This is a genomic window from Desulfocicer vacuolatum DSM 3385 (genome assembly GCF_900176365.1).
Classification (GTDB): Bacteria; Desulfobacterota; Desulfobacteria; order Desulfobacterales; family Desulfobacteraceae; genus Desulfocicer; species Desulfocicer vacuolatum.
Genome location: NZ_FWXY01000007.1, coordinates 186,342 through 207,333, shown reverse-complemented (window position 1 = coordinate 207,333; position 20,992 = coordinate 186,342). Strand labels below are relative to the sequence as shown.

The window sequence follows — 20,992 nt, the reverse complement described above, 5'->3', positions numbered from 1 at the left end:
ATAACATCAATAACAAAAGCCTGACCCCGTCGGCACACTGAGCCCATCGGTACATTTAAAAATGCCGGCTTTGAAATGAAGCCCGAAAGTTGAGTAAAGGATAAATATTATGATTGACACCGTATATATCATTGGCTCCTTCAGCACCCCATTTCAAAAATGGCCGGACAAATCCGGAAAAGACCTTACCCGGGACGCCCTTGTGGGCGCATTAAAGGACGCGGAGTTCACCGATGCCGGCTCCATTGAAAGTGCCTATTTTTCCAATTGCGGCATGGGCATCATCTGGGATCAGGATCTGGTGCGGGGCCACTGCATGTTTGCCCCCATGGTGGATGAGGGGCTTTTTCCAGAAAGGGTTCCCATTGTAAATGTGGAAGGGGGCTGCGCATCTGGCTCCATGGCGGTTCATCTGGCATGGAAAGATATCTTAAGCGGCCTCCACGATGTTTCCATTGCAGTGGGCATGGATAAATTTTACCACGAAGACATGGGCAAAGTGATGACGGCCTTTGAACACGGCATTGACAGGGAAGATAGAGGCCGCCTCATATCTGAATACCAGGCCGTGGCCGACGAGTGCGGCCAGACTTTTCAGTTTGGCCCCAACCGTTCCATCTTCATGGATACCTATGCCATGCAGGCATGCTGGCACATGTGGAAATGGGGAACCACCCAGCGGCAGATCGCTGTTGGTGCCTCCAAAAACCATTACAACGGCTCATTGAATCCCAATGCACAATATCGATTTGAGGTACCCGTGGAAAAGGTACTGGACGATTATGAGGTAAGCTATCCTGTTACCAGAAGCATGTGTGCACCCATTGGAGACGGTGCTGCCGCAGCCATCCTCTGTTCTGAGAAATTTTTAAAAACCCAACCACTCCATGTGCAGAAACGAGCCGTCAAAGTGCGGGCATCTACCCTTTCCGGCGGCAAACACCGCCCCATTTCCGAACCCAGCCTTACCCGCTGGGCAGCTGAGAAATCCTATAAACTTTCCGGATTGAGCCCCCAGGATATCAATGTGGCAGAGGTGCACGATGCAACCTCCTTTTGCGAAATCTACCAGGCAGAAATGATGGGATTTTGTCCCATTGGTGAAGGCGGTAAATTCATCGAATCCGGTGCCACCATGCTGGATGGAAAAATTCCCATCAACACCTCCGGCGGACTGGTTTCCAAAGGTCACCCCATCGGTGCCACCGGTATTTCCATGATATACGAAATTATCACCCAGCTGCGGGGAGAAGCGGAAAAAAGACAGGTCAAAGATGCACAATACGGTTTGATTGAAAATGGTGGCGGCGTGATTTCAGTGGAGGAGTTTGCCTGCGGCGTCACGATCCTTGAGCGCTCCTGATAAAAGGTTTACCATGAATAGGCCGCCCCCGACGGGCAATGGGCCCGGACCGGGACCGTAGACGACCAAATGTCCCGGTCCCATTCTCCCTCGGAGCTCTGTTGATGAGGCTGGGATCAGAATAAAATCTGCCCGTGGCAGTTATAATAAAATATTGTATTCATGCTGCCACTGTCTTCCCATTTATTACGACTTTTTTTGTCGGAAACCCCATTGCTCTGGTAGTATTCCGTTTGCATGTGTTTCATGGTATGGGGGCGACCATGTAGTTCCCAGAAAAACCACCGCTTTAATGACATCCATGGCAAGATGTTCATCATCCACCTCAATTCCCTTTAACACCTTACAGCAATTACCGATGATTTCATCATCAATAACATATTGCTCCAGGGCAACGGTGAGCATGGATTCCAGCATGCCAGCGCTGTGGTGAAGATAATTTAAATATTCAGATGAATCCTGATAGCCTTATCTGCCTTTTTAATCAATTCTCGATCAAGCCCCCCCACCCGTTTGAGCAATCGGGCTTTATCAAGGGTGCGAATCTGATCAGCCTTCCCTTTTGAGTCTTTGCTCAACCCAGTGATGTCCCGAGGCAAAAATAGCTCAAAGGGATAAATTTTTTCAAGATTTTTGGATGTGATCGGCAAAACCGTCACAGTACTGGAATAGATATTCCCGATGTCATTGGATACAATAATAACAGGCCTTGTTTTAGAGATTTCATGGCCAACAACAGGGTCAAGGGCTGCAATAAAAATATCCCCCCGTTTAATAGTCATCCCATCCATGGATATCTAACCCCTCAAATTCTTTTGTTATTTTGATCGCTTCTTCTTTTTCTGCCTGATACCCTTCAGCCAGAAGCGCATCCCGTTTCTCATCCTTAAGCTGCTTGATCCGAAAGGCCACCGAATCGGCTATAAACTGACTTCTTTTTCGGGGCTCTGTCATTTCTGTGAGTTCTCGGACCAGCGCAACCGGCAATGTAATATTGAGTCTGACTTTTTCAGTGTTCATAATACCCTCCTGAATTTTTATACACACACACTATACGCACATAAAAGAGCAGAGTCAAGTTTTCCGCCAGAACCTTGCGCACCTGCACAGCCCTTTGCCTTTACACTTCTGGTTATGGTTGCGTCGCCTGCGGGCAAAAAGTCCCCGTCATGGGGAGGGGTCAGGGGTTCACTCGACTGTGACAAAACCGTTTCACCGGTCTTGCCGGGCGCGACAATGGAATGATCATAAGACATAATTTATATCCTGTATCAATATGTGAATTCCGCTCAAACCGTTCTTCCCTGAAATTGCATCCCCGTGAGAAATATGCTAAAAAACGATCTCTTTCCGGCAATCTGGATTACTTCATAAAATTTAACGGCCTTGAATAATTCCACGCCGGATAGATTTTTGGGGCTTGGTCATAACGTCGGCCATTTTGTGATAAAATTTTGACGGTAAAAATTAATACTTGTAATTACAACCCCTTATAGCTAATAAAATATTATCTCATGTATAGTGACCCAGCTTATGATCAAGCCCGATTTTTGCAATTAAATTAATAGCACCTCACAGGTGATTTTGAAATAAAAGGAAAACCCCCATGAGCGGCGCACACAAAGTAAGACAAATGATGAAAAGAGAAGTACAAAATGCCCAGCGGCGTTTCCGGCGTCAGAAGCAGAGAAATGTGCTGGCAAAACCGGGCATTCATGAGATGATCATTGTGCTGGACCATCTCAAACCATCCTACAATGTGGGCAAGATTTTCCGCAGTGCCGATGCCTTTGGGGTCCAGCGGGTGGATCTGGTGGGCATTGATCATTTTGATCCGGCCCCGGGGATGGGGGGATTTAAAAATGTTCCGGCAAAATTTTACGATGATTTTGACGACTGTTATGAAACCCTTGTCCAAACAGATCATACCCTGGTGATCCTGGAGCCGGACAAAGGCACCTCCCTTTTTACCACTGACCTTCCCCGGAAAAGTGCATTTGTCATGGGCCATGAAGAATTCGGTATCAGCTTTGACCCGGATAAATATAATAATGTCATGCGGGTGGCCATTCCTCAGTTTGGAAAAGTGCAAAGCCTTAATGTGAGCATTGCCGCATCCATTGTGATGTACGAGTATGTAAAACAACATGGTTAAAATGCAAAAAGCCTGATCCGGAATTGAACCAGGCTTTTCACATTCTATCTTTAATCCATGACCACATCACTGTGATCATGGATATCATTTTAAATCATTTTTACAAAGATGCCACCCATGCAGAAAATTTCTCTTCACCTGCGGGTTTCATGTTAAATTCAACTCCGGCATCCAAAAGGGAGTGAATCATATCCTTTCCATAACCCCGGGAGCAGGTCAGGATAAGGCCGGCCTTGTCACCATCCTTGGAAAGGGTGATGATCTGGCAGGGAACATGACAGCAGGGTCCCTGAAAAAGAAACGGAGCTGTCATCTTGGGATCCATAAAATCCAGGTTGCTCACTTTTTCCATAAAGGAGAAAACATCCTTACCCATGATGGCCACGCACAGGGTGTTCTCTGTGGTTTCTGTGACAAAGACGTCTGTGGGAAGATCAGCACCGTTTCCGGGCAGCTGGAATACAGAGGCCTGGATACCGTTCATGCGGTTGATCAAAATACCGTCTTTAAGCACGGATTGTCCCGGCACTTCAGGAATGGCAACGCCAAAGGGGGTAACCCCTGACAGATCACCGGTCTGGACATCCAGACGGGTGACGTGGCTTAAGTCCACAATGGACAGGCCCTGCCCTTCTGAATCATATTCCATGGCGATGGTCCAGTTGTCCCGGACTTCCGTGCGCTTGGGCGATTTACCAAAGGAAACCGGTGAAACTCTTTTAATATCTACCATTGTTTTTACCTCAACTCTTCATTCTTGTTCCGTCAGGATCATAAAATGGCATGGGAACCACCTTGCCATAGATACGCTCATCGCCGCACTCATCTTCATAGATCTCAAGCCTGGTACCCACCTTGGCAAGTTCTGATTCCACCAGGGCCATACCAACGGCTTCGTTCAATGAGAAGCTGTCCCGGGCCGTTGCAATATAACCCCGAACTTTGCTGTCCACCACAAGGGCGCCGTCCCTGGGAGCACGTCCGTTGTTTTCCATCTTAAAGCCCACAAGCTTAAAGCGACTGGGATCATTTTCTGCCTGGCGCAGGGCCACGGCACCAACGGTTTTGGCATCGGCTTTTTTACGATCCCACAAAAATCCAAGCCCCACATCCAGAAGATTGGTTCGTTGTTCAGATTCCTGCCCCAGTATGATGTGGCATTTTTCCATACGAAGAACATTCTGGGCTTCCACGCCAAAGTTCTGGATACCAAATTCCGCACCCGCCTCTTTGAGCAATTGCCACAGAGATGTCATGTAAGAGGAGGCCACATGGAACTCATAGGAAAGTTCACCCACAAAGCCTAATCGCATGACCTTGGCAGGGATAACATCCTTAAATAGCATCTCTTTAAAACCGGAGTAGGGAAAAGCTTCGTTGGAAACATCTTCATCGGTGATTTTTTCAAACACCTTCCGGGCATTGGGGCCGGAAAGATTGATAACACCCATGGAATCGGTGATATTCACCATGCTGAAATCCCAACCGTCATAACGGGTGTGGTATCTGAACCACTCCACGGTCTGGCCTGCACGGCCGGTGGAGGTGGTGATGTAATAATCATTTTCACCCAGCATGACCACAACACCGTCATCAATGACACAGCCGTCATCATTACACATGGCAGAATATTTCACCCGACCGGGTTTAAGTTTGGACATGTCACTGACATAGATCCGCTGGAGTGCTTTCAGTGCATCGGGTCCATGGAGGCGAAATTTACCCAATGTGGAGCCGTCCAGCATACCAACGTTATTGCGGACATTTTCAATCTCTTTTTTGCAGGAATAATCCTCGCTGAAATACCGAACCCGTTCCCACACGCCGATTTTTCTTAAAATTCCCTTGTCAGCAACCTGGAGATTGTGGATGGGAGTTCTTTTGTGCATGGTGTGGTTGGTACCGGCATAGGTGGCAATAAAGGTTGGCACAATGGGAGCACGCACGGTGGTGGGTTTCACAGGAACACCGGCCAATGCCTGGTATTTAGCCACATAAAGGGGCAGGTTGTGTCCGGGGATACCACTCTGGCCGGGTCCAAGACCGGCAGAAGAGTATCGTTTCACAAGCTCTGGCACATCAAATCCACTGTCAATGGTTTGTTTGACACTCTTAATGGTGGTATCTTCGTCAAAGCAGATAAAACTTTTTCTACCTTTAACCGGCGCTGTTACCAGTTTAGAACCGCGCACGGGCCCGGGAAGGGCTTTCATGGCAGCTTCGGCAGCTTCCACTTCAGCAGCATCACAGGCACCGCAGGCTTTGGCAGCCTTGATACCGGCAAGGGTACCGGAGCATTCAATGGAAAGAGCATTGTTGATACCCAGAATACGACCGGCGGAAAAAGTATTTTCCGGCATTTCATCGGCCACAAAAAAACCTGTGAAATCATCGTGTCTCAGTTTAATCTGGGCCATGGTCAAGGGGCCGGTAACTGGAGTGAGACCTGCAGAAGCCACCAGAACATCACAATCAAAATCCCGGGTGATCATGCCGTCAATGGAACTCATGCTCACTTTGTTAACCTGTTTTTTACCATGGGCCTCGGTGGCCACCCAACCCTTGAGAAGAAGGATATTTCGTTTGGCCAGGGCCAGTACCAGTTCGGGGTCTTGCCCATCCTCACGAACATCAGCCACACAACCGATTTTCATGCCCATGTCAAACAGATCAATGGCAGCTTCAAGGCCCAGATCATGGCCCACACTGAAAATACCGTTTTCACCGGGCAGTATCCCGTAATTGCGGGCCATGCGAAGAGCACACCCCACCTGCATGACACCGGGACGCTCATTGTTGTCAAAAATCAAAGGACGTTCAATACAGCCGGTGGCCACGATGACGCTGTTGGCTCTGATTTCCACATATCGTTCGTTAAAGGCATCCTTGTCTGTGCCGGTCTGGAAACCGGTGACCAGACAATTACTGTAAGCACCCACCATGGCGGTGTGCTTGAGTACCCGAATGTTTTCGTTGGCTTCCACCTGCTGGGCCAGATCCTGTCCCCGCTGGTAAAGAGCAACACCATCTTTGTACTCAGCAGTACGATAATCAAAAAAGCCACCCAACCAGGGGCGGGATTCCATGATGATAACCCGAAGTCCTTTTTCAGCAGCAGCAAGGGCTGCTGTCATACCGGCAGGACCGCCACCGATCACCACAACGTCGGTGCGGGGAAAAATCTCGTCAAATTTGCCGGGCATTTCAAAATCGGGACTGATTTCACCAAGACCTGCAGTCTTGCGAATCTGTTTCATGGCAATGGGCCAGATCCGGGCAGGCTTGTGCATCATCTTATAGTAGAAACCGGCGGGCATGGCCCAGTCCAGTTTATCCAGAAAACCCAACATATCTTTTTCAGCAGAGCCTTTGACGTTCTGCTCTTTCACGGTCATACCCTGTTTCAGCAGGGTGTTTTCCGTGCGTACATTGGGAATGCCATCCACTTCCATCATGGTGTTACTGCACTCACCATCCAGGCTGTAAAGGCCCCTTGGGCGATGGTACTTAAGACTTCTGGCATAGATACGAACACCGTTGGCATAGAGAGCACTGGCAATGGTATCGCCTTCCACACCGGAATAAGTCTTTCCCTTGTAATTGAATATTACTTTTTTCGTTGGATCAATTTTCAGCGTTGGCAGCTGATTAAATCGGGTCATCATTTGTCAGCCTCCGGACCTTTTACTTCAAGGTTGGTTGTTGTATCGCGATGGATGGTAAACCACGAACCGCAGCCATCCTTGTGAAACCACCACTCTTTTTGAACGCCTGCAACACATTTGTTCATATGTACATAGTCACACCAGGCTTCGGGGGTGAGGCCTGCCTCTTCGGGTCTTGGCCCTTTGTCTTCCCCACCATACCTGAACTCATATCCGTTTCTTTTACCGCATATGGGGCATGTAATTGTTAAAGCCATTTTTTATCTCCTTAAATCCCACCGATTAGTTATCAGGTGTATAGTTAACCAGTGCGGCGGTTTCACCCATGAGCTGGTGCTTTTCGTATCGCCTGTAGTTAAAGGGCTTCAATATTTCCGGACACTCTTTTTCCGCCATGAACTGAGCCATGTATTTACCAACGGCAGAGCAGGATTTAAATCCGAAATATCCCCAGCCACAATCCATGTAAAAGCCTTCAACATGATCATTTCCGTCCATGATGGGGGCCATATCCGGTGTCATGTCTGCAAGGCCACCCCAGATTCTCATGAATTTTACGCCCCGGAGACAGGGGAGAAACTCAGAAAGGGCTTCGGCCTGGTGCTTAATATAATGGGCTGTGTTCTGGGTGGTGTAATTGGGCCATTGATCCATATGGGCACCGGTGGCCACTTCACCTTTTAAGGTCTGGTTGGCATAACAGTGGTAAGCACCGGAGGAGACAACATGGTTCAACAGAGGTTTCAAAGGCTGGGTGACCATGGCCTGGATGGTCAACACGCTGATGGGGAGCTTAATACCCAGCATACCGTAAATAAGAGCTGCAGAATAACCACCGGCAGAGATAAGTACCTGCTTGGTGTTTATGGTGCCCCGGCTGGTTTCCACTGCGGTGACTTTACCGTTCTGGGTTTTGATACCGGTGGCTTCGGTCTGCTGGTGAATCTCAACACCATATTTATTAGCACCCCTGGCAAGACCCCAAACCACTGCATCATGGCGTACAATTCCTCCCGGGGGATGGAACATGGCACCATGGATGGGAAAGGTGATATCTTCTGAAATGTTCAAGGCAGGCACCAGTTCTTTGGCCTCTTTGGCATCAATGAGATGACTTTCTACGCCGTGGAACTGGGCTGTGGCAATGGTCATGCGGGCTGCTTTCATGGCCGCTTCACTGTGCATGAGGTTCAGGTTGCCGCAGTTGTTGAACATCAGATTGTAGTCCAGTTCCTTGGTGAGAATGGGCCACAACTTAAGGGCCTCATTGTACAAGGGGACATTGTACTGGGTTCGCTGGTTGGCACGAACGATGGCGGTGTTTCTACCTGCGCCACCAAAGCCGATGTAGTTTTTTTCAATGATGGCAACATCGGTGATACCGTGTTCCTTGGCCAGATAATAAGCCGTTGCCAGCCCGTGAAGTCCGCCACCGATGATTACTGCATCATAACTTGACTTAAGTTGGGTCTTTTCACCCCACATGGGTTTCTGTTTACTGAACATAAGCATTCTCTCAGTTTTGTACTGTGATGTTATTCAAATACTGACTGTATTTCATATAACGGATGAACCTTAACATGTCAAATTATTTTTTTATAAATGAGTAAATTTATTTCATTCCCAGGTCAATATGTTGACAAAATGCTTATTTCCGACTATTTATGGCATGCAACTTTAAACGGACACCAGGTGGCATTTAACCGATTGCAGGCAATACACAACGAGTCAACACCACTGATTTAAAGATGCAGGCAACCTTTGAAAGTTTACATTTCCCATATTATCAACACACTTTTTTAACAAAATAACAGTTGATATTCAAAAAAAATGAGTTTTACATAAAACAAAGAGATGTTTCAAAATCAAATGACCAGAGCAATGAATTTTAAAAATCATGAATACCGATTCCAAAATTACGTCATTTCGTATTTACCCACAATGGGACTGTCTGGGTAAAACGAATTTCAAAATTTTATCATACTTCAACAAATGACATGAATTTTATCATTTTTACCGAACGTTTCTGAAAGATGAGTAATATGACTTCAAATACTGTTATCACAACCATTTTAAACAAGCTTGATTCTTTGACCCCTAAAGGGCAAATTATTGGGAATTACATCACCCAGCACCCCACTAAAGCCGTTTTTATGACCATAAAAGAGCTTGCAGACGCTTGCAAAACCAGCGAAGCCACGGTGATTCGATTCATTGATAGCTGTGGGTACAAAGGCTACAGTGACTTTCAACAAAATTTAAAGGGATTTCTGGATACAGGATTAAGTCTTCTGGAACGGGGGGATCTCCAGGGAATCAACAAACCGGGAATGAACCGGTTGAACAATGTGGTTCTGGATGAATTGAGCAACCTTCAACATCTGTATGAAACCATTGATATCAAAAAACTGGAAGGGGTGGTGAATACCATTTCTGAAAACTCAACGGTATTTGTGACAGGATCAAGGCTTTCATACACCTTTTCTTATTTTTTAGGCTGGTCTTTGAGCCGCATTCGAAAAGGGGTTTACACCATTAAGGGCAGTGACACAACCAGCATAGATCTTCTTGCCAATGCCCCGGAAAAAAGTCTTGTGATCATGATTGCCACCACAAGATACCCCAATGAGCTTATCAAACTGGCAAGATTCATACGAAGGGAAGGGCACACCCTTTTGCTGATCACTGACAACAACATGTGCCCCATACTTCAATTTGCCCAGCACTTCCTGCAGGTACCCATTAATTCCATTGCCTATATCGGCAACACGTCTAACATGATGTGCACCCTTAAATATATTGTTCAGGAAATTGCCAGCCGTCAAGGCGAAGCCCTGGAAGAACATCAAAAGAAACTGGAGCAGGTGTACCTGGAAAATGATATTTTGTTTAACCTCCAGGCTTAACAGTGCAAAACAAACAGGCTTGGCTCATGTGGAGCCAAGCCTGTGACACAAATTACCTGGCCCTGCATTCATTGACATAGGCAAAAGTTCTCAAAAAAGGAACATATTTATGATCCTGGGTACTGATATGAACAATGAGCCAATCGCGCAAATCCTTGATAACACCATAACTTAAATTGGCCTTATCCTCAGCCACCTGGCGGCGCAGACTCACTGTTGTTTTAATAAATTTGCGATGCTCCCTGGCATGATCATCTGTTTCCGGATAACCTGCTTTCCTTAAGTACTCCTCCTCCTTGGAAAAATAATATTTTCCATACTCGGTGAGCTCTGCCACATTGATGGAGCTGTCCTTGGCATTGGCCTGATCATCTTTCAGATCAATGAGCACGTTGAGCAGGGCAAACATTTTTTTCTGTAAATCATCAATCTCTGGAATATCAACACTTAACTGCTCATCCCATTCAATCTTTTCAATTTTTTCCATAAAAACTCTCCTGCTCTGATAATATCAAAACGTTTTCCACCTGAAAAACGCCTTCACGGCTTCAGGTTTTAAAATATAACCGCTACGGGCGGACCGTATGCTGATCTGGTTTCGCCCACAACAAAACTTGAAATACTCCCCGGATTTGCTGAGTGTTTCATATAAAAATATTTCTATTTTTTAGATTTACCCATAAAAAGTGTCACCAAAAGGGCAATGGAGATAAGAACAGCAACAGCAACGGTCATTTTAAATCCGTTGTCCCCAAATCTGGGATATATCACAAAGGGAACAAACCAGAGATAAAGAAAGGAGTGAAGCGCTCCAATGAAAGCAACACGGATCAATGCATTTTTTTTCATAATCTAAAGCAGTTCCAGGAATCGTTGATGAATGTTGTCAAACCCGCCATTGGACATGATCAACACCAAATCCCCTTCCCTGGACCGGTCCGTTAAGAACAACAAGATGGATTCCGTATCTTTAAAATAAAAAGCATCTTTGCCACGCTCCCGGATATCATTGACCAGCTTTTTTGTTGACAAACGCTCATTTTCCGGAACTTTATCAAGCCGGGACGGCTCCCTGATACAGATCAGATCGGCATGGTCAAATGCAAGGGCATAATCCCTTTGAAAGATATCACGCATACTGGAGTTTGTTCGGGGCTCAAAAACAGCAATGACATTCCCATTATCATAAAAAGGCTTTAACGCTGCAATGGTTTCCTTCACCGCTGTGGGATGATGGGCAAAGTCATCCATCACTGTGATTCCCTGCTTAATCCCCCTGATCTCCTGCCTTCTTTTGACCCCCTTGAATGTTGCCATACTTGACGCCACGATGCTGCCGGGAACCCCCAGATGCATCAACGCTGCCACAGCCGCAATAGTGTTCATGGCATTGTGCCTGCCCATGAGCGGGGAGTGTACATCAAGCTCTCCCCCACCTTGTCTTCTTATGTGAATATCTGTCTGATTCTTCCCCACGGATGCACCATGTGAAGCTGCATGATGGGCAAAAGACCAATGATAATCACCCTCACCAAAACATTCAATGGCACAGTTGGCATTTTTGAGCACATCCATAAGATTTAAATCCATTCCATTGGCAAGAACAATGCCCTGGGAAGGGATAATATTTACAAGGGATTTAAAAACGTCCTTGATATGATCAATATCCCTGAAAATATCGGCATGATCAAACTCAATACCGTTCATAATGGTGATGTGGGGGGGATAGTGAAGAAACTTTGGACCTTTATCAAAAAAGGCTGTGTCGTATTCATCCCCCTCAATGACAATATATGCGCCATTACCCAGGCGATAGTTACTGTTAAAATTTTTCAAGATCCCGCCAATCATAAAGGTGGGATCAAGACCTGCCTCCTGCAAAAGATGCGCAACAATGGCAGAGGTGGTGGTTTTACCATGGGTTCCTGTCACAAGAATGATCTTTTTATCCCTGGCAACAAAATGGTTCAGGGCCTGGGGCATGGAACAGTAAGGAATTTGATGTGCCATCACATGACGGGCTTCCACATTGTCACGGGTGACGGCATTACCAATGATCACAAGGTCCGGAGCAGGCTCAAGATGGGAGGGGGAAAACCCGGCTGAAAGGGTGACCCCCTTTTCTGCCAGGAAATCGCTCATGGGCGGATACACCTGGTGATCGGAGCCGGTGACCTGATACCCAAGATCCTGGAGCATACAGGCAAGGGCTCCCATGCCCGTGCCACAGGCAGCAATCATATGAATTATTTTTACATGATCAGGGATGCGATTTCCTGGAAAATCCATATCAGGCAAGACCCTTCATGATATCTGCTGCCGCAGAAACGGTGAACTCTATCTCTTCATCGGTGTGGGCCGAAGAGACAAAAAAGGCCTCAAACTGAGAAGGAGCCAGATAAACGCCTTTGTCACGCATACCTTTATAAAAGGCGGAAAAACGATCCAGATCACTTGCTTTTGCCTCATCAAAATTATGAATAGGACCTTTTGTAAAAAAGAATCCACCCATGGAGCCCATGTGTCCGGCACAAAAATCAATACCGGCATCAGCAGCCGCATTATTAAGGCCGGTGACCAGCTTTTCTGTCTTTTGATCCAGGGCTTCATAGTATCCCGGGACTTGCAATGCCTTTAAAGTGGCAATACCAGCTGCCATGGCAAGGGGATTTCCAGACAGGGTACCGGCCTGGTAAACGGGGCCCAGGGGAGCAATGTGGGACATGATCTCTTTTTTACCGCCATAGGCCCCCACCGGCAATCCACCGCCAATGATTTTACCAAAACAGGTTAAATCCGGGGTAATCCCGAAAATTTCCTGGGCAGATCCCCTGGCAACCCTGAAACCTGTCATCACCTCATCAAAGATCAACAGGGCACCATGGGTGGTGCAGAGTTCTCTAAGGGTTTCATGGAATCCGGGCACCGGGGGAATCATTCCCATGTTTCCGGCAATGGGTTCCACAATGACGGCTGCCACTTTATTTCCCATTTTTTCCATGATGGCCGTTACGGCATCAATATCATTGAATTGAACAGACAAGGTATTTTCCACCACAGAGGCAGGGACACCGGGGCTTCCGGGTATATTCAAGGTTGCAACACCTGACCCTGCGGCCACCAGAAGGGTATCGGCATGTCCATGGTAGCAGCCGTCAAATTTAATGATCACATCCCTTCCGGTATATCCCCGGGCCAGGCGCAGAGCACTCATGGTGGCCTCGGTGCCGGAATTGACCATACGAATCATTTCAACGGATGGAACGGTTTCAGTCACCATTTTTGCAAGGTCTGTTTCAAGACTTGTGGGAGCCCCAAAACTGGTGCCGCTTTCCAGCACATCTTTCAGAGCATCAATGACAGCAGGATGGCGGTGCCCAAGAATCATGGGACCCCATGATCCCACATAATCAATGTAACCGTTACCGTCTGCATCATAGATCTTAGATCCATCGGCCTTTTCAATAAAAAGGGGATCACCCCCCACAGACCCACAGGCCCGCACCGGCGAATTCACACCACCTGGAATATATTCGACAGCACTATCAAACAACGCTCTGGACTTTTTGTTTTCCATTTTTTAAACTCCCCATCAAAATAATAGTCTATATATTCAAACACGTATAAATCAATGCTCTCACATGTTAAGAGACTGCGTTAAAAACATAAAAACTCAACTTTCGGTGTTCGCATTTCGTGGTGGGGTCAGGCTTTCGTTATTGACATTATCGAGGCTTTTTTCGTTGGCAAAGGCCTTGGTCGATAACATCAATAACAAAAGCCTGACCCCGTCGGCACACTGAGCCCATCGGTACATTTAAAAATGCCAGCTTTGAAATGAAGCCCGAAAGTTGAGATAAAAAAATACCACAAACCATTAAAATTAACAAAGCCATGGAGTCAGGTCAATATTTTATTCTTCGGGGAAATATTAAAAAAAAGATTTGACATCGTTTTTAATAGCTGGTAAGTTCGCTTTGTTTTTGAGGGGGCCGTTAGCTCAATTGGTAGAGCAACTGACTCTTAATCAGTAGGTCGAAGGTTCGATCCCTTCACGGCCCACCACTTAAAAATCAAGGGTCTTCAGCTTTTTGGCTGAAGGCCTTTTTTAGTATTGTAGCAAGAATGTAGTTAAATTGTTGAATCACTACACTATTCAAAACCCGGTTTTATGATCCAGTTAAAATAAAAAAGCATTTTTTTTTCAGGCATATTTTTGTTCTTGTGCAAGCTGCTCTTTTTTTCAGGCATATTTTTTTCAGCCATGTTTTTTTCAGATTTGGCCACCTTGGTTATTTATGGTTTTTTATCACCGGTCAACCTTTCCTACAGGGGAGAATTTCACCCCCGGTTTTTTTCAAACAGTAATTTTTCTGAAGCCCCCCAAGCCCCCCAAAGCATTTATCTTGTAACTACCTTAAATAAAAAGAAATACGAAAAGCTTTGTGAAATAAAAAAGGGTGCATGTATCAAAGCGAGTACACCCAATGAAACAAAGAGCGCTATTGGTATCAAAGCGATTACACCCAGCCAAGTTATTATTTTAACTGGATATATTGAAAAAAAATTTAAATTAGGTGTACTCGCTTTGTTACATGCACCCCCTGAAGCCCCCCGACAGAGTGTAGTTATTTCAACAGGTTAACCCTATTTTTCACCATGGATGCTTTGGGGGGCTTCAGAAAATTACTTTTAAAAAAGTTTTAAGGTGGATTTTGAGACACTCCCCCCCCCTCATTTGAGACACTTTTTGGAAAAAAGATTGCCAAAGGAAAAGATTGCCTGTGGGCCGGTGGTTCCGTTAACAAAAATCAACCCGGCGGTACCGGTGTAGGGATTGCCCGGGGGCCGGTGGAACTCCGGGTAAAGATTCACCTGGGGAAAAAGGTTGCCCGGGGGCCGGTGGGACTTTGCTTAGCATCGTGTCCGGATCTTTGGTTAAATGTTTCAATGCTCAAGCAAATAACGAATCAAGGCCTCCACGCCATAACAATATATTTCCGGGCCATGACTGATCCAGCACAATAAATCCTGATCTTGCCTGATATCCAGATGCCAGCCGGGCGAATTCCACCATGGATAAAATCCAATACCATGAAATATAGGCAATGACCGGATACAGGCAAATTGTTCCACCGGTGAAAGCATGCCCTGTTTAAAATGAAAATCCACCGCCATCCCCTTATAATGATAAGAGTTTTTGGAATGGCCGTCGGTATTCCAGGCCACATGAATATGTATGGGAACGCATGCCAGATGACGTAATTCATCCATTGACGGCATGATGTCGGGATGGAGTTTGTCCGGAGCTTTCACAAACTCACTTTTTTTAAAATATCTCAAATTATTTTCAGTTTTCATTTTTACACCTTATCAAACGGTAAACCGGCAATTCAAACAGCAAACACGGCAATTCAAACGACAAAGGATTCCATTGATGGTCATGAAAGTCAGGCTACAGCCTGCCCCGGATGCTTAGCAACACCAAAGTCACCTTTTACACAGCAAACCCACCAAAAAGCCGGAGACCATAATAAACCAGGAAAGCCCTTATTTTTGGCATACCATCTTCAAGGCAGATGCGTTGTAAAATGCGATCTGCTTTTTTCCGGGCTGTCTTTTTTAAATGGCCATCCCTTATCAGCTTGTAAAGTGCATCATGGACAAGGGAACCCCTCATGAAATCAACGGTATCAATGGCCGGAGCTGATGGACCATCCCAAATAAACCCTTTTTTTATTTTTAACTGTCCTTTTGTGTCCAAAAGAATGTGTAATGTTTTGATATTGGTCTTTGGGCGGATGGAAATTAAAATAGAATAATCCCGGGGTAATTTGTATTCATGGTTATGGAGTTTTTTATAAAAAAAACATTTCATAGTTTTTATCTTCCTTAATTGCTGAAATATAAAATTTTAATACATCAATTTGCTATTTTCACCCGTAAAAATGCCAAATATTTCTTAAATAAGCAAAAAACTCCTTTTTCAAGATTCCATCAAAAGCTTTATCCATAAGCCCCCGGGCATGGGCCGCCACGGGTTCAGAAAGTTCAAACTTTGCGGTGGCTCCCACATACCAGGTGTTTTGGTTTCCCTGGAGCTGCTGTAACACCTGATAAAGGTCCGCATTTTTAAACCTGGGAAAATAATCCCATTTTTTGATGGTGTGTACCTTTATAAGGGTGGCATTGATTTCCTTTAAATCTTGATCCAGGCCGGAAATAATTTCATCATTGGAGCGATCCTTGTCTTTTTCCGGAATGTAGCACACACAAAACCCGGCGGTACCGGTCACGGTTTCCTCAATTAATGCCAGGTGGCCGGGATCATGAACCAAATGACGCATAAGAAGACATTCATTATCCACACCCTTAATCTCACAGGCCACAATGGTGTAGGGGTTAAAATAAATTTGCCGGGCAAGTTTTTGTTCAGTTTCATTGAAATCAAGAACGCCCTGAAGTTGTGGTAAAGGTACGGAAAGAACCAAGGCGTCAAATTCATATTCAATCACCTTGCTTTGATCTTTTTTGTTGTCAACATTTCCTTGGTTACTATTGCTGGTATCTATTTCACCAAAATTATCAAATCTGATAATTTTTACAGTATTCCCGGTATTAATATTATCCGGTTCGTCGTTTCGTTGGTGAACTTGGCGAACGGTGACCTTAATTTTCTGCTTCCGGTCAATGCCCACCACTTCATGTTGAGTTTTGACCTTTATTTCCGCTGCCAGTCGGCTGACAAGGTCTTGGTACCCTTTTTCCAATTTTTTCACAGGGGCAATCCCCCCCAGAACCAACATAAAGGCAATACCAAGTAAATTGGCAGCGGTGATGTAAGTAAATACAAACCATGTTTCAATTTCCCCCAGATCACCATACCCAAAGGAAACCACGGGCAATTCCAGCCATCCGGGAATATGGATTAACCGATGTTCGTAGCAAAAATCCTTGAAAGAGACCCGCCAGCATTCCGGAATATTTCCATATCCGGTTTTTTTATCACAGGTTTTGGCAAACTTACGTACATGAAAAAGATAGATCATGATTTCCCGAAAGATTTCTGTGGTGGCCCCCTTGGGCCAATAGCATTGTTTAAATGTTCTGCGTTTTCCACCGATATCCACCACCTTAAATGGCATGCGCTTTAAAAACCTTGCGTTTGTCTTTCTTGCCAGGCTGATAATGGTGGAAAAACCGGGTGCACAGGAACAAGCTCCCATTTCATAAACTTGTCCATTGATTGCAGGAGAAAAACATTTACCACCGATTCCACCATCAAATTGTGGGGGATTTATCGGCTTGCCATTGGTAAACCCGATTTTTCGTCCCCTTTCAAAAACGGTGACATCATGTCCTTTTTCCATGAGCGTGTAAGCCGCCACCATCCCCCCCAGACCGCCACCCACCACACAAATTTTTTTTGATTTCATTTGGCATTTATTCCTTTTCAGATTTTCTGTGAAGTCGCTTTATTTGAGAAATTGTAAATTTTTCGTTAAGTTGCTCAAAATTATTGATAATATACATGGTGGTCATGATATAGACGGCAAACATGGCGTTTAACATCTCCTGGATAATATCCCACCATTTTATCAATTTTTCGTTGTGATCCTTTAAAAACCAGATGATTTCCATGGAAGCCATGCTTATCATGATAACAATGGCAATAATGGGAATGGCCGCACAGATGCCGGGTAATTTGTTATTTGATGCCAGGACAAAGGAAATCAAACCATAAACGGCGGTGGCCAGGTAAATCAATATGTTGATCAAGGTCAGGTAATGGGAGATTTCCACCAAAGAACATTTTTTTGAAAAAAAATTGGCAAGAATCATGGAAAGCAATACCCCCCATGCCTGTATTAAAATTCTTCCTGAGGTAATTTCCGGTTTCATTTTTTAACTGGTTCCTTGTTGTTTTAGGAAAAGTTAATAGTAAATATTCGGGTTGGTAATGTAAATGTTTGGCCAGTGCCCCATATTCGTTTATTTGGGACTGCGTAGCATACTATTGCTATGTGAGCAGGCCAAAATGAGCGAATATGGGGTGCTGCCCGAATATTTACAGTTAATATGCAGTATGTTTAATCATACAGTTCAATTTCCGTTACCCCATCCCATCTTTGCCCCTGTTCTCCCAGAAAGATTCTGTAAAACAAAAATTCCATGGTTTCATCGTATGGAATGGTTTGGTTTAATAGCCAATTGCCACCATAGCCCACGGGGGGTATATAATCGTTTAAAACCGTTATGTCAGACCATGGTTCCGATATTTCATTTTTTCCCTGTAAAAAGATGGTACCTGCCTGAATTCTATCTCCAATGGATTCAAGGCCAGCCATTTTAATTTGCCTGATACGTCTGGGTGTCGGGAACTCAATCATGATTTCACTGAAACTATTAATTATCTCCGTTTGTCCGTCCACGTTTCTTTGAATATAGGAATTTGTCAGGATTTCGGTGCCAAAGGCACAACCCACACAATCTGCCGTAATGGTACAAATTGCCGGGTCAGCCAGGTCAATTTGTTGTGGAGCACTCATATTACCAAAGGCATCAAAACCGTTGTCATCGTACATGTAGGGCCGTTCCACCTCATCTACATAATTATCTTGTAAGATTAAGTTAAAACTGCCCGGAAATCCCCATGCAAAAAGTTCAAGAAAATAAGTTCCGGGCGATAAAGTTAAATCAAAAGATGTCTGGTGATCATCGTTGGAAGGGGTTCCACCGGCAATAACAATACCGTCTATGGTGCTTTCATGGAGAAAACTGATGTGATCAACGTCGGCATGGGTGATAACTTGACAATGGGTGGTAAAATCAAGGATAAATTTGTAAAATTGTTTGGTTTTTTCCGGGATATATTGAGTCAGATCTTCAAGGTACCATCTATCTTTGATTATTTTTCCCGGAGTTAATATCTTTGCTTCAGGCGGTGTCCAGTTAATAATTTGTTTAGGGTCAACGTTTTGGGGTCTGTTTAATTCAATTTCTGTTTTAATGCCGAGAATCAGGTTGTTTGCGCTAACATTGATTTGATTTAAGGTTTCGGCGGTGGGATTTACAATAGTTTCCACAAAGGGCAAGGTTTCATGGTGATGGATAATAAAGGCAAAATCAGCATTTTTTGAAATCCATTGGCTGATACCGCCAATAAGGCTCCATGCTTCCTGATGTGTCCATAATTTATTGATTGTCTGCTGATATTTGGCCTTAACCAGACCACGTTCAAGCAATGCAATATATAAAGGTGTGGCGTTATGCAGTGACATGGGTAAAACTCCTGGGGTGGGGTGTTTTTTATCCGGTTCATTCTGGAGGAGGAAAACGAACCGGATAAAGGGGATTGGGTGGGGTTGTTTAAAATCTGATCTTGTTACGGGCTTTGCAAGTCGCAAATTTTATGATTTGCCGTTACCTGCATGGAGGATTTAAAATTTATGACTTGCAAAGGGGGAAAAGATGGATTTATTCACCACCACCGGAGCCCGAACCGGAGCCGGAACCGGATCCGGCGTCAATGACCGGACGTTTGGCTTTCATTGCACTGGTACTTGCTCCATAAGAATCCAGAAAATTGGCAATGGTCAAGGTCAAATCCATTTCATCGGCATTGTCAACAACACAGACCACTGCATCATCGGTATCGGAAAAAAGGAAAAGAGCACGGGTTACGGGGCCATCCTTGGAATCGGGTGTGCCTTTGTACACCGCCGGGCCAATGGGGTCGGCATCGGCAGCCTTGATTCGACCATCACAAACCAGTGGCCATTTTTCATCTTTTGCGCCTTCTTCCAAAAGCATTGCCTCGGTTTTCGTTTTTGCCTCAAAATCAAGTGTTAGTAAGGGCATGATGTTTCTCCTTGTGCATTATGAAAATTTGATGGGTGACCAGCTTTGTGTATTACCTAAGCTTTTCTAAAACTATATTTATGTTTTACGTAAAAATCAAGTCTTTTTTTGAGATTATCATAAATAATTTATATATAATTTTATAAAAAACTCAAATAAACGTTCACATACTTCCAAAATGCTCAATAATCATATCTTTAAGATTTGGGGTCAATCCTCTGTCATCATGGTTGAGATACCGGCATGTCATGAATTTTTCCTTTAACTGCTCTTGATTTTGACTTTGCTTTGGTGTGTAAAATCCTGCCTTTTCCTGTGACGTCATGAGTGGCCAGGGCCGGAACAGATTAAAATAGACGGTTTCAACCAATACCTTGCCTTCAAAGATGGGAAATTGTTTTGCAGCTGCCGTTAAATTTTCGGAAATGTAGAATTGGGGGGTATGGGTGGCAAAATTAAAAATTGGGTCAATGCCTGCCTCTTTAAGCATATCAAAGGTATTCCACAATAATTTGTGCCACCTGTTTGTACCGCGTGATTTATAATCAGCCATGTTTCTAAGGGGGGGATTGGTCATTATCCGGGTGGCATCTGTGGGTTTAAGAAGGTAAAAATCATCATTCATCCAGATAAATTTGTCAAAGGTGGCCACGCATTTTTCCAATTTCCCGCCGTTATTTTGTTCGGTGGTAAAAGTTGGGTTGTCATAGTGGTAAATGTATTGGGTGTCCGCTATTTCCGGGTTGTCCTCACCCATGATAAATATCTTGTGGGGTTCCATGAAATTCTTTTTTATGGAACCGATTGAATAGTTTATCTCCTGCCACTTGGATTTTTTTGCACTGTAGGGATAAATCACAGCAATTCGTGGTTTATGGGGCATGGGGGTGTAACCGCATTCCCAACATTTCATATTATTGCCCATGTCTCCTTGTTTTCTTCCACATTCGGGGCAGGTTGACCAATAAATTTCACCGTCAAAGTCAATGCCGTTTGGTAAATTTTTCATGTTGTCTCCTTATTGATTAATTGATGAATCCTT

The 20,992-nt window shown here is 44.8% G+C and carries 22 protein-coding genes and 1 tRNA gene; 5 read left to right on the top strand and 18 right to left on the bottom strand.

The window, feature by feature from the left end:
- The first annotated feature begins 109 nt into the window (after positions 1-109).
- Positions 110-1,363, top strand: a complete 1,254-nt coding sequence (locus B9A32_RS08660) for a thiolase family protein (RefSeq protein ID WP_084068393.1) — start codon at positions 110-112, stop codon at positions 1,361-1,363.
- Positions 1,364-1,549: 186 nt separating this feature from the next.
- On the opposite strand, the gene B9A32_RS08655 is transcribed toward B9A32_RS08660, so the two are convergent.
- Genes B9A32_RS08655 through B9A32_RS08645 form a run of 3 tightly spaced genes read right to left on the bottom strand, consistent with a single transcriptional unit; the run spans position 1,550 to position 2,383 of the window.
- On the bottom strand, positions 1,550-1,780 hold the full coding sequence (locus B9A32_RS08655; protein WP_084068392.1) for a trimethylamine methyltransferase family protein: 231 nt from the start codon (positions 1,778-1,780) through the stop codon (positions 1,550-1,552).
- A 23-nt stretch (positions 1,781-1,803) separates the two neighbouring features.
- Entirely contained in the window at positions 1,804-2,154 is a 351-nt protein-coding gene (locus B9A32_RS08650; RefSeq protein ID WP_232367093.1) for a type II toxin-antitoxin system PemK/MazF family toxin, read from the bottom strand.
- Entirely contained in the window at positions 2,135-2,383 is a 249-nt protein-coding gene (locus tag B9A32_RS08645; protein WP_084068391.1) for a hypothetical protein, read from the bottom strand. The genes B9A32_RS08650 and B9A32_RS08645 overlap by 20 nt, the downstream gene beginning before the upstream one ends.
- A 586-nt stretch (positions 2,384-2,969) precedes the next feature.
- Between B9A32_RS08645 and B9A32_RS08635 the strand changes: the two genes are divergently transcribed.
- The gene (locus B9A32_RS08635) at positions 2,970-3,518 is read left to right on the top strand and encodes a TrmH family RNA methyltransferase (protein ID WP_084068389.1); all 549 of its coding nucleotides are present in this window, start codon (positions 2,970-2,972) and stop codon (positions 3,516-3,518) included.
- 100 nt (positions 3,519-3,618) lie between these two features.
- On the opposite strand, the gene B9A32_RS08630 is transcribed toward B9A32_RS08635, so the two are convergent.
- Genes B9A32_RS08630 through B9A32_RS08615 form a run of 4 tightly spaced genes read right to left on the bottom strand, consistent with a single transcriptional unit; the run spans position 3,619 to position 8,689 of the window.
- Positions 3,619-4,251: a sarcosine oxidase subunit gamma SoxG gene (locus tag B9A32_RS08630; RefSeq protein WP_084068388.1), complete on the bottom strand. Its 633-nt coding sequence runs from the start codon at positions 4,249-4,251 to the stop codon at positions 3,619-3,621.
- Between the two features lie 10 nt (positions 4,252-4,261).
- The gene (locus B9A32_RS22320) at positions 4,262-7,183 is read right to left on the bottom strand and encodes a 2Fe-2S iron-sulfur cluster-binding protein (protein ID WP_084068387.1); all 2,922 of its coding nucleotides are present in this window, start codon (positions 7,181-7,183) and stop codon (positions 4,262-4,264) included.
- Positions 7,180-7,440, bottom strand: a complete 261-nt coding sequence (locus B9A32_RS08620; protein ID WP_084068386.1) for a sarcosine oxidase subunit delta — start codon at positions 7,438-7,440, stop codon at positions 7,180-7,182. Before B9A32_RS08620 ends, B9A32_RS22320 begins: the two co-directional genes overlap by 4 nt.
- A gap of 25 nt (positions 7,441-7,465) precedes the next feature.
- Complete coding sequence (locus B9A32_RS08615) at positions 7,466-8,689, bottom strand: FAD-dependent oxidoreductase (protein WP_084068385.1); 1,224 nt, start codon at positions 8,687-8,689, stop codon at positions 7,466-7,468.
- Between the two features lie 536 nt (positions 8,690-9,225).
- Between B9A32_RS08615 and B9A32_RS08610 the strand changes: the two genes are divergently transcribed.
- Entirely contained in the window at positions 9,226-10,089 is an 864-nt protein-coding gene (locus B9A32_RS08610) for a MurR/RpiR family transcriptional regulator (protein ID WP_232367092.1), read from the top strand.
- A 52-nt stretch (positions 10,090-10,141) separates the two neighbouring features.
- Here B9A32_RS08610 and B9A32_RS08605 read toward each other — a convergent pair whose 3' ends face one another.
- The 4 genes from B9A32_RS08605 to hemL form a co-directional block, all read right to left on the bottom strand.
- A complete protein-coding gene (locus B9A32_RS08605; RefSeq protein ID WP_084068383.1) occupies positions 10,142-10,576 on the bottom strand; it encodes a bacteriohemerythrin in 435 nt (144 codons plus the stop codon).
- A 173-nt stretch (positions 10,577-10,749) separates the two neighbouring features.
- Positions 10,750-10,938 (bottom strand): hypothetical protein, encoded by a 189-nt coding sequence (locus B9A32_RS08600; protein WP_084068382.1) that lies wholly within the window; start codon positions 10,936-10,938, stop codon positions 10,750-10,752.
- A gap of 3 nt (positions 10,939-10,941) precedes the next feature.
- Positions 10,942-12,378 (bottom strand): UDP-N-acetylmuramate:L-alanyl-gamma-D-glutamyl-meso-diaminopimelate ligase, encoded by a 1,437-nt coding sequence (gene mpl / locus B9A32_RS08595; protein ID WP_084068381.1) that lies wholly within the window; start codon positions 12,376-12,378, stop codon positions 10,942-10,944.
- Position 12,379: 1 nt separating this feature from the next.
- Positions 12,380-13,666 (bottom strand): glutamate-1-semialdehyde 2,1-aminomutase, encoded by a 1,287-nt coding sequence (gene hemL / locus B9A32_RS08590; RefSeq protein WP_084068380.1) that lies wholly within the window; start codon positions 13,664-13,666, stop codon positions 12,380-12,382.
- Between the two features lie 412 nt (positions 13,667-14,078).
- On the opposite strand from hemL, the gene B9A32_RS08585 reads away from it, so the two are divergent.
- A tRNA-Lys gene (locus tag B9A32_RS08585) sits at positions 14,079-14,154 on the top strand.
- Positions 14,155-14,353: 199 nt separating this feature from the next.
- Complete coding sequence (locus tag B9A32_RS08580) at positions 14,354-14,734, top strand: hypothetical protein (protein ID WP_084068379.1); 381 nt, start codon at positions 14,354-14,356, stop codon at positions 14,732-14,734.
- 302 nt (positions 14,735-15,036) lie between these two features.
- On the opposite strand, the gene B9A32_RS08575 is transcribed toward B9A32_RS08580, so the two are convergent.
- The 7 genes from B9A32_RS08575 to B9A32_RS08545 all read right to left on the bottom strand — a co-directional run bounded on the left by B9A32_RS08575 (position 15,037) and on the right by B9A32_RS08545 (position 20,959).
- Positions 15,037-15,450 (bottom strand): DUF882 domain-containing protein, encoded by a 414-nt coding sequence (locus tag B9A32_RS08575; RefSeq protein ID WP_084068378.1) that lies wholly within the window; start codon positions 15,448-15,450, stop codon positions 15,037-15,039.
- Between the two features lie 136 nt (positions 15,451-15,586).
- A complete protein-coding gene (locus B9A32_RS08570; RefSeq protein WP_084068377.1) occupies positions 15,587-15,967 on the bottom strand; it encodes a DUF1353 domain-containing protein in 381 nt (126 codons plus the stop codon).
- Between the two features lie 58 nt (positions 15,968-16,025).
- Positions 16,026-17,525, bottom strand: a complete 1,500-nt coding sequence (locus B9A32_RS08565; protein WP_084068376.1) for an NAD(P)-binding protein — start codon at positions 17,523-17,525, stop codon at positions 16,026-16,028.
- A 7-nt stretch (positions 17,526-17,532) separates the two neighbouring features.
- A complete protein-coding gene (locus B9A32_RS08560) occupies positions 17,533-17,991 on the bottom strand; it encodes a hypothetical protein (protein ID WP_084068375.1) in 459 nt (152 codons plus the stop codon).
- Positions 17,992-18,179: 188 nt separating this feature from the next.
- A complete protein-coding gene (locus B9A32_RS08555; RefSeq protein WP_084068374.1) occupies positions 18,180-19,370 on the bottom strand; it encodes a hypothetical protein in 1,191 nt (396 codons plus the stop codon).
- Positions 19,371-19,566: 196 nt separating this feature from the next.
- Complete coding sequence (locus tag B9A32_RS08550; protein WP_084068373.1) at positions 19,567-19,950, bottom strand: hypothetical protein; 384 nt, start codon at positions 19,948-19,950, stop codon at positions 19,567-19,569.
- A gap of 163 nt (positions 19,951-20,113) precedes the next feature.
- On the bottom strand, positions 20,114-20,959 hold the full coding sequence (locus B9A32_RS08545) for a hypothetical protein (protein ID WP_084068372.1): 846 nt from the start codon (positions 20,957-20,959) through the stop codon (positions 20,114-20,116).
- Positions 20,960-20,992: the final 33 nt, after the last annotated feature.

Excerpts from the sequence above, each read along its gene's own strand:
- B9A32_RS08660 (WP_084068393.1), top strand. The coding sequence starts at position 110 with ATGATTGACACCGTATATATCATTGGCTCCTTCAGCACCCCATTTCAA.
- B9A32_RS08655 (WP_084068392.1), bottom strand. The coding sequence starts at position 1,780 with ATGCTGGAATCCATGCTCACCGTTGCCCTGGAGCAATATGTTATTGAT.
- B9A32_RS08650 (WP_232367093.1), bottom strand. The coding sequence starts at position 2,154 with ATGGATGGGATGACTATTAAACGGGGGGATATTTTTATTGCAGCCCTT.
- B9A32_RS08645 (WP_084068391.1), bottom strand. The coding sequence starts at position 2,383 with ATGAACACTGAAAAAGTCAGACTCAATATTACATTGCCGGTTGCGCTG.
- B9A32_RS08635 (WP_084068389.1), top strand. The coding sequence starts at position 2,970 with ATGAGCGGCGCACACAAAGTAAGACAAATGATGAAAAGAGAAGTACAA.
- B9A32_RS08630 (WP_084068388.1), bottom strand. The coding sequence starts at position 4,251 with ATGGTAGATATTAAAAGAGTTTCACCGGTTTCCTTTGGTAAATCGCCC.
- B9A32_RS22320 (WP_084068387.1), bottom strand. The coding sequence starts at position 7,183 with ATGATGACCCGATTTAATCAGCTGCCAACGCTGAAAATTGATCCAACG.
- B9A32_RS08620 (WP_084068386.1), bottom strand. The coding sequence starts at position 7,440 with ATGGCTTTAACAATTACATGCCCCATATGCGGTAAAAGAAACGGATAT.
- B9A32_RS08615 (WP_084068385.1), bottom strand. The coding sequence starts at position 8,689 with ATGTTCAGTAAACAGAAACCCATGTGGGGTGAAAAGACCCAACTTAAG.
- B9A32_RS08610 (WP_232367092.1), top strand. The coding sequence starts at position 9,226 with ATGACTTCAAATACTGTTATCACAACCATTTTAAACAAGCTTGATTCT.
- B9A32_RS08605 (WP_084068383.1), bottom strand. The coding sequence starts at position 10,576 with ATGGAAAAAATTGAAAAGATTGAATGGGATGAGCAGTTAAGTGTTGAT.
- B9A32_RS08600 (WP_084068382.1), bottom strand. The coding sequence starts at position 10,938 with ATGAAAAAAAATGCATTGATCCGTGTTGCTTTCATTGGAGCGCTTCAC.
- mpl (WP_084068381.1), bottom strand. The coding sequence starts at position 12,378 with ATGGATTTTCCAGGAAATCGCATCCCTGATCATGTAAAAATAATTCAT.
- hemL (WP_084068380.1), bottom strand. The coding sequence starts at position 13,666 with ATGGAAAACAAAAAGTCCAGAGCGTTGTTTGATAGTGCTGTCGAATAT.
- B9A32_RS08580 (WP_084068379.1), top strand. The coding sequence starts at position 14,354 with ATGTTTTTTTCAGATTTGGCCACCTTGGTTATTTATGGTTTTTTATCA.
- B9A32_RS08575 (WP_084068378.1), bottom strand. The coding sequence starts at position 15,450 with ATGAAAACTGAAAATAATTTGAGATATTTTAAAAAAAGTGAGTTTGTG.
- B9A32_RS08570 (WP_084068377.1), bottom strand. The coding sequence starts at position 15,967 with ATGAAATGTTTTTTTTATAAAAAACTCCATAACCATGAATACAAATTA.
- B9A32_RS08565 (WP_084068376.1), bottom strand. The coding sequence starts at position 17,525 with ATGAAATCAAAAAAAATTTGTGTGGTGGGTGGCGGTCTGGGGGGGATG.
- B9A32_RS08560 (WP_084068375.1), bottom strand. The coding sequence starts at position 17,991 with ATGAAACCGGAAATTACCTCAGGAAGAATTTTAATACAGGCATGGGGG.
- B9A32_RS08555 (WP_084068374.1), bottom strand. The coding sequence starts at position 19,370 with ATGTCACTGCATAACGCCACACCTTTATATATTGCATTGCTTGAACGT.
- B9A32_RS08550 (WP_084068373.1), bottom strand. The coding sequence starts at position 19,950 with ATGCCCTTACTAACACTTGATTTTGAGGCAAAAACGAAAACCGAGGCA.
- B9A32_RS08545 (WP_084068372.1), bottom strand. The coding sequence starts at position 20,959 with ATGAAAAATTTACCAAACGGCATTGACTTTGACGGTGAAATTTATTGG.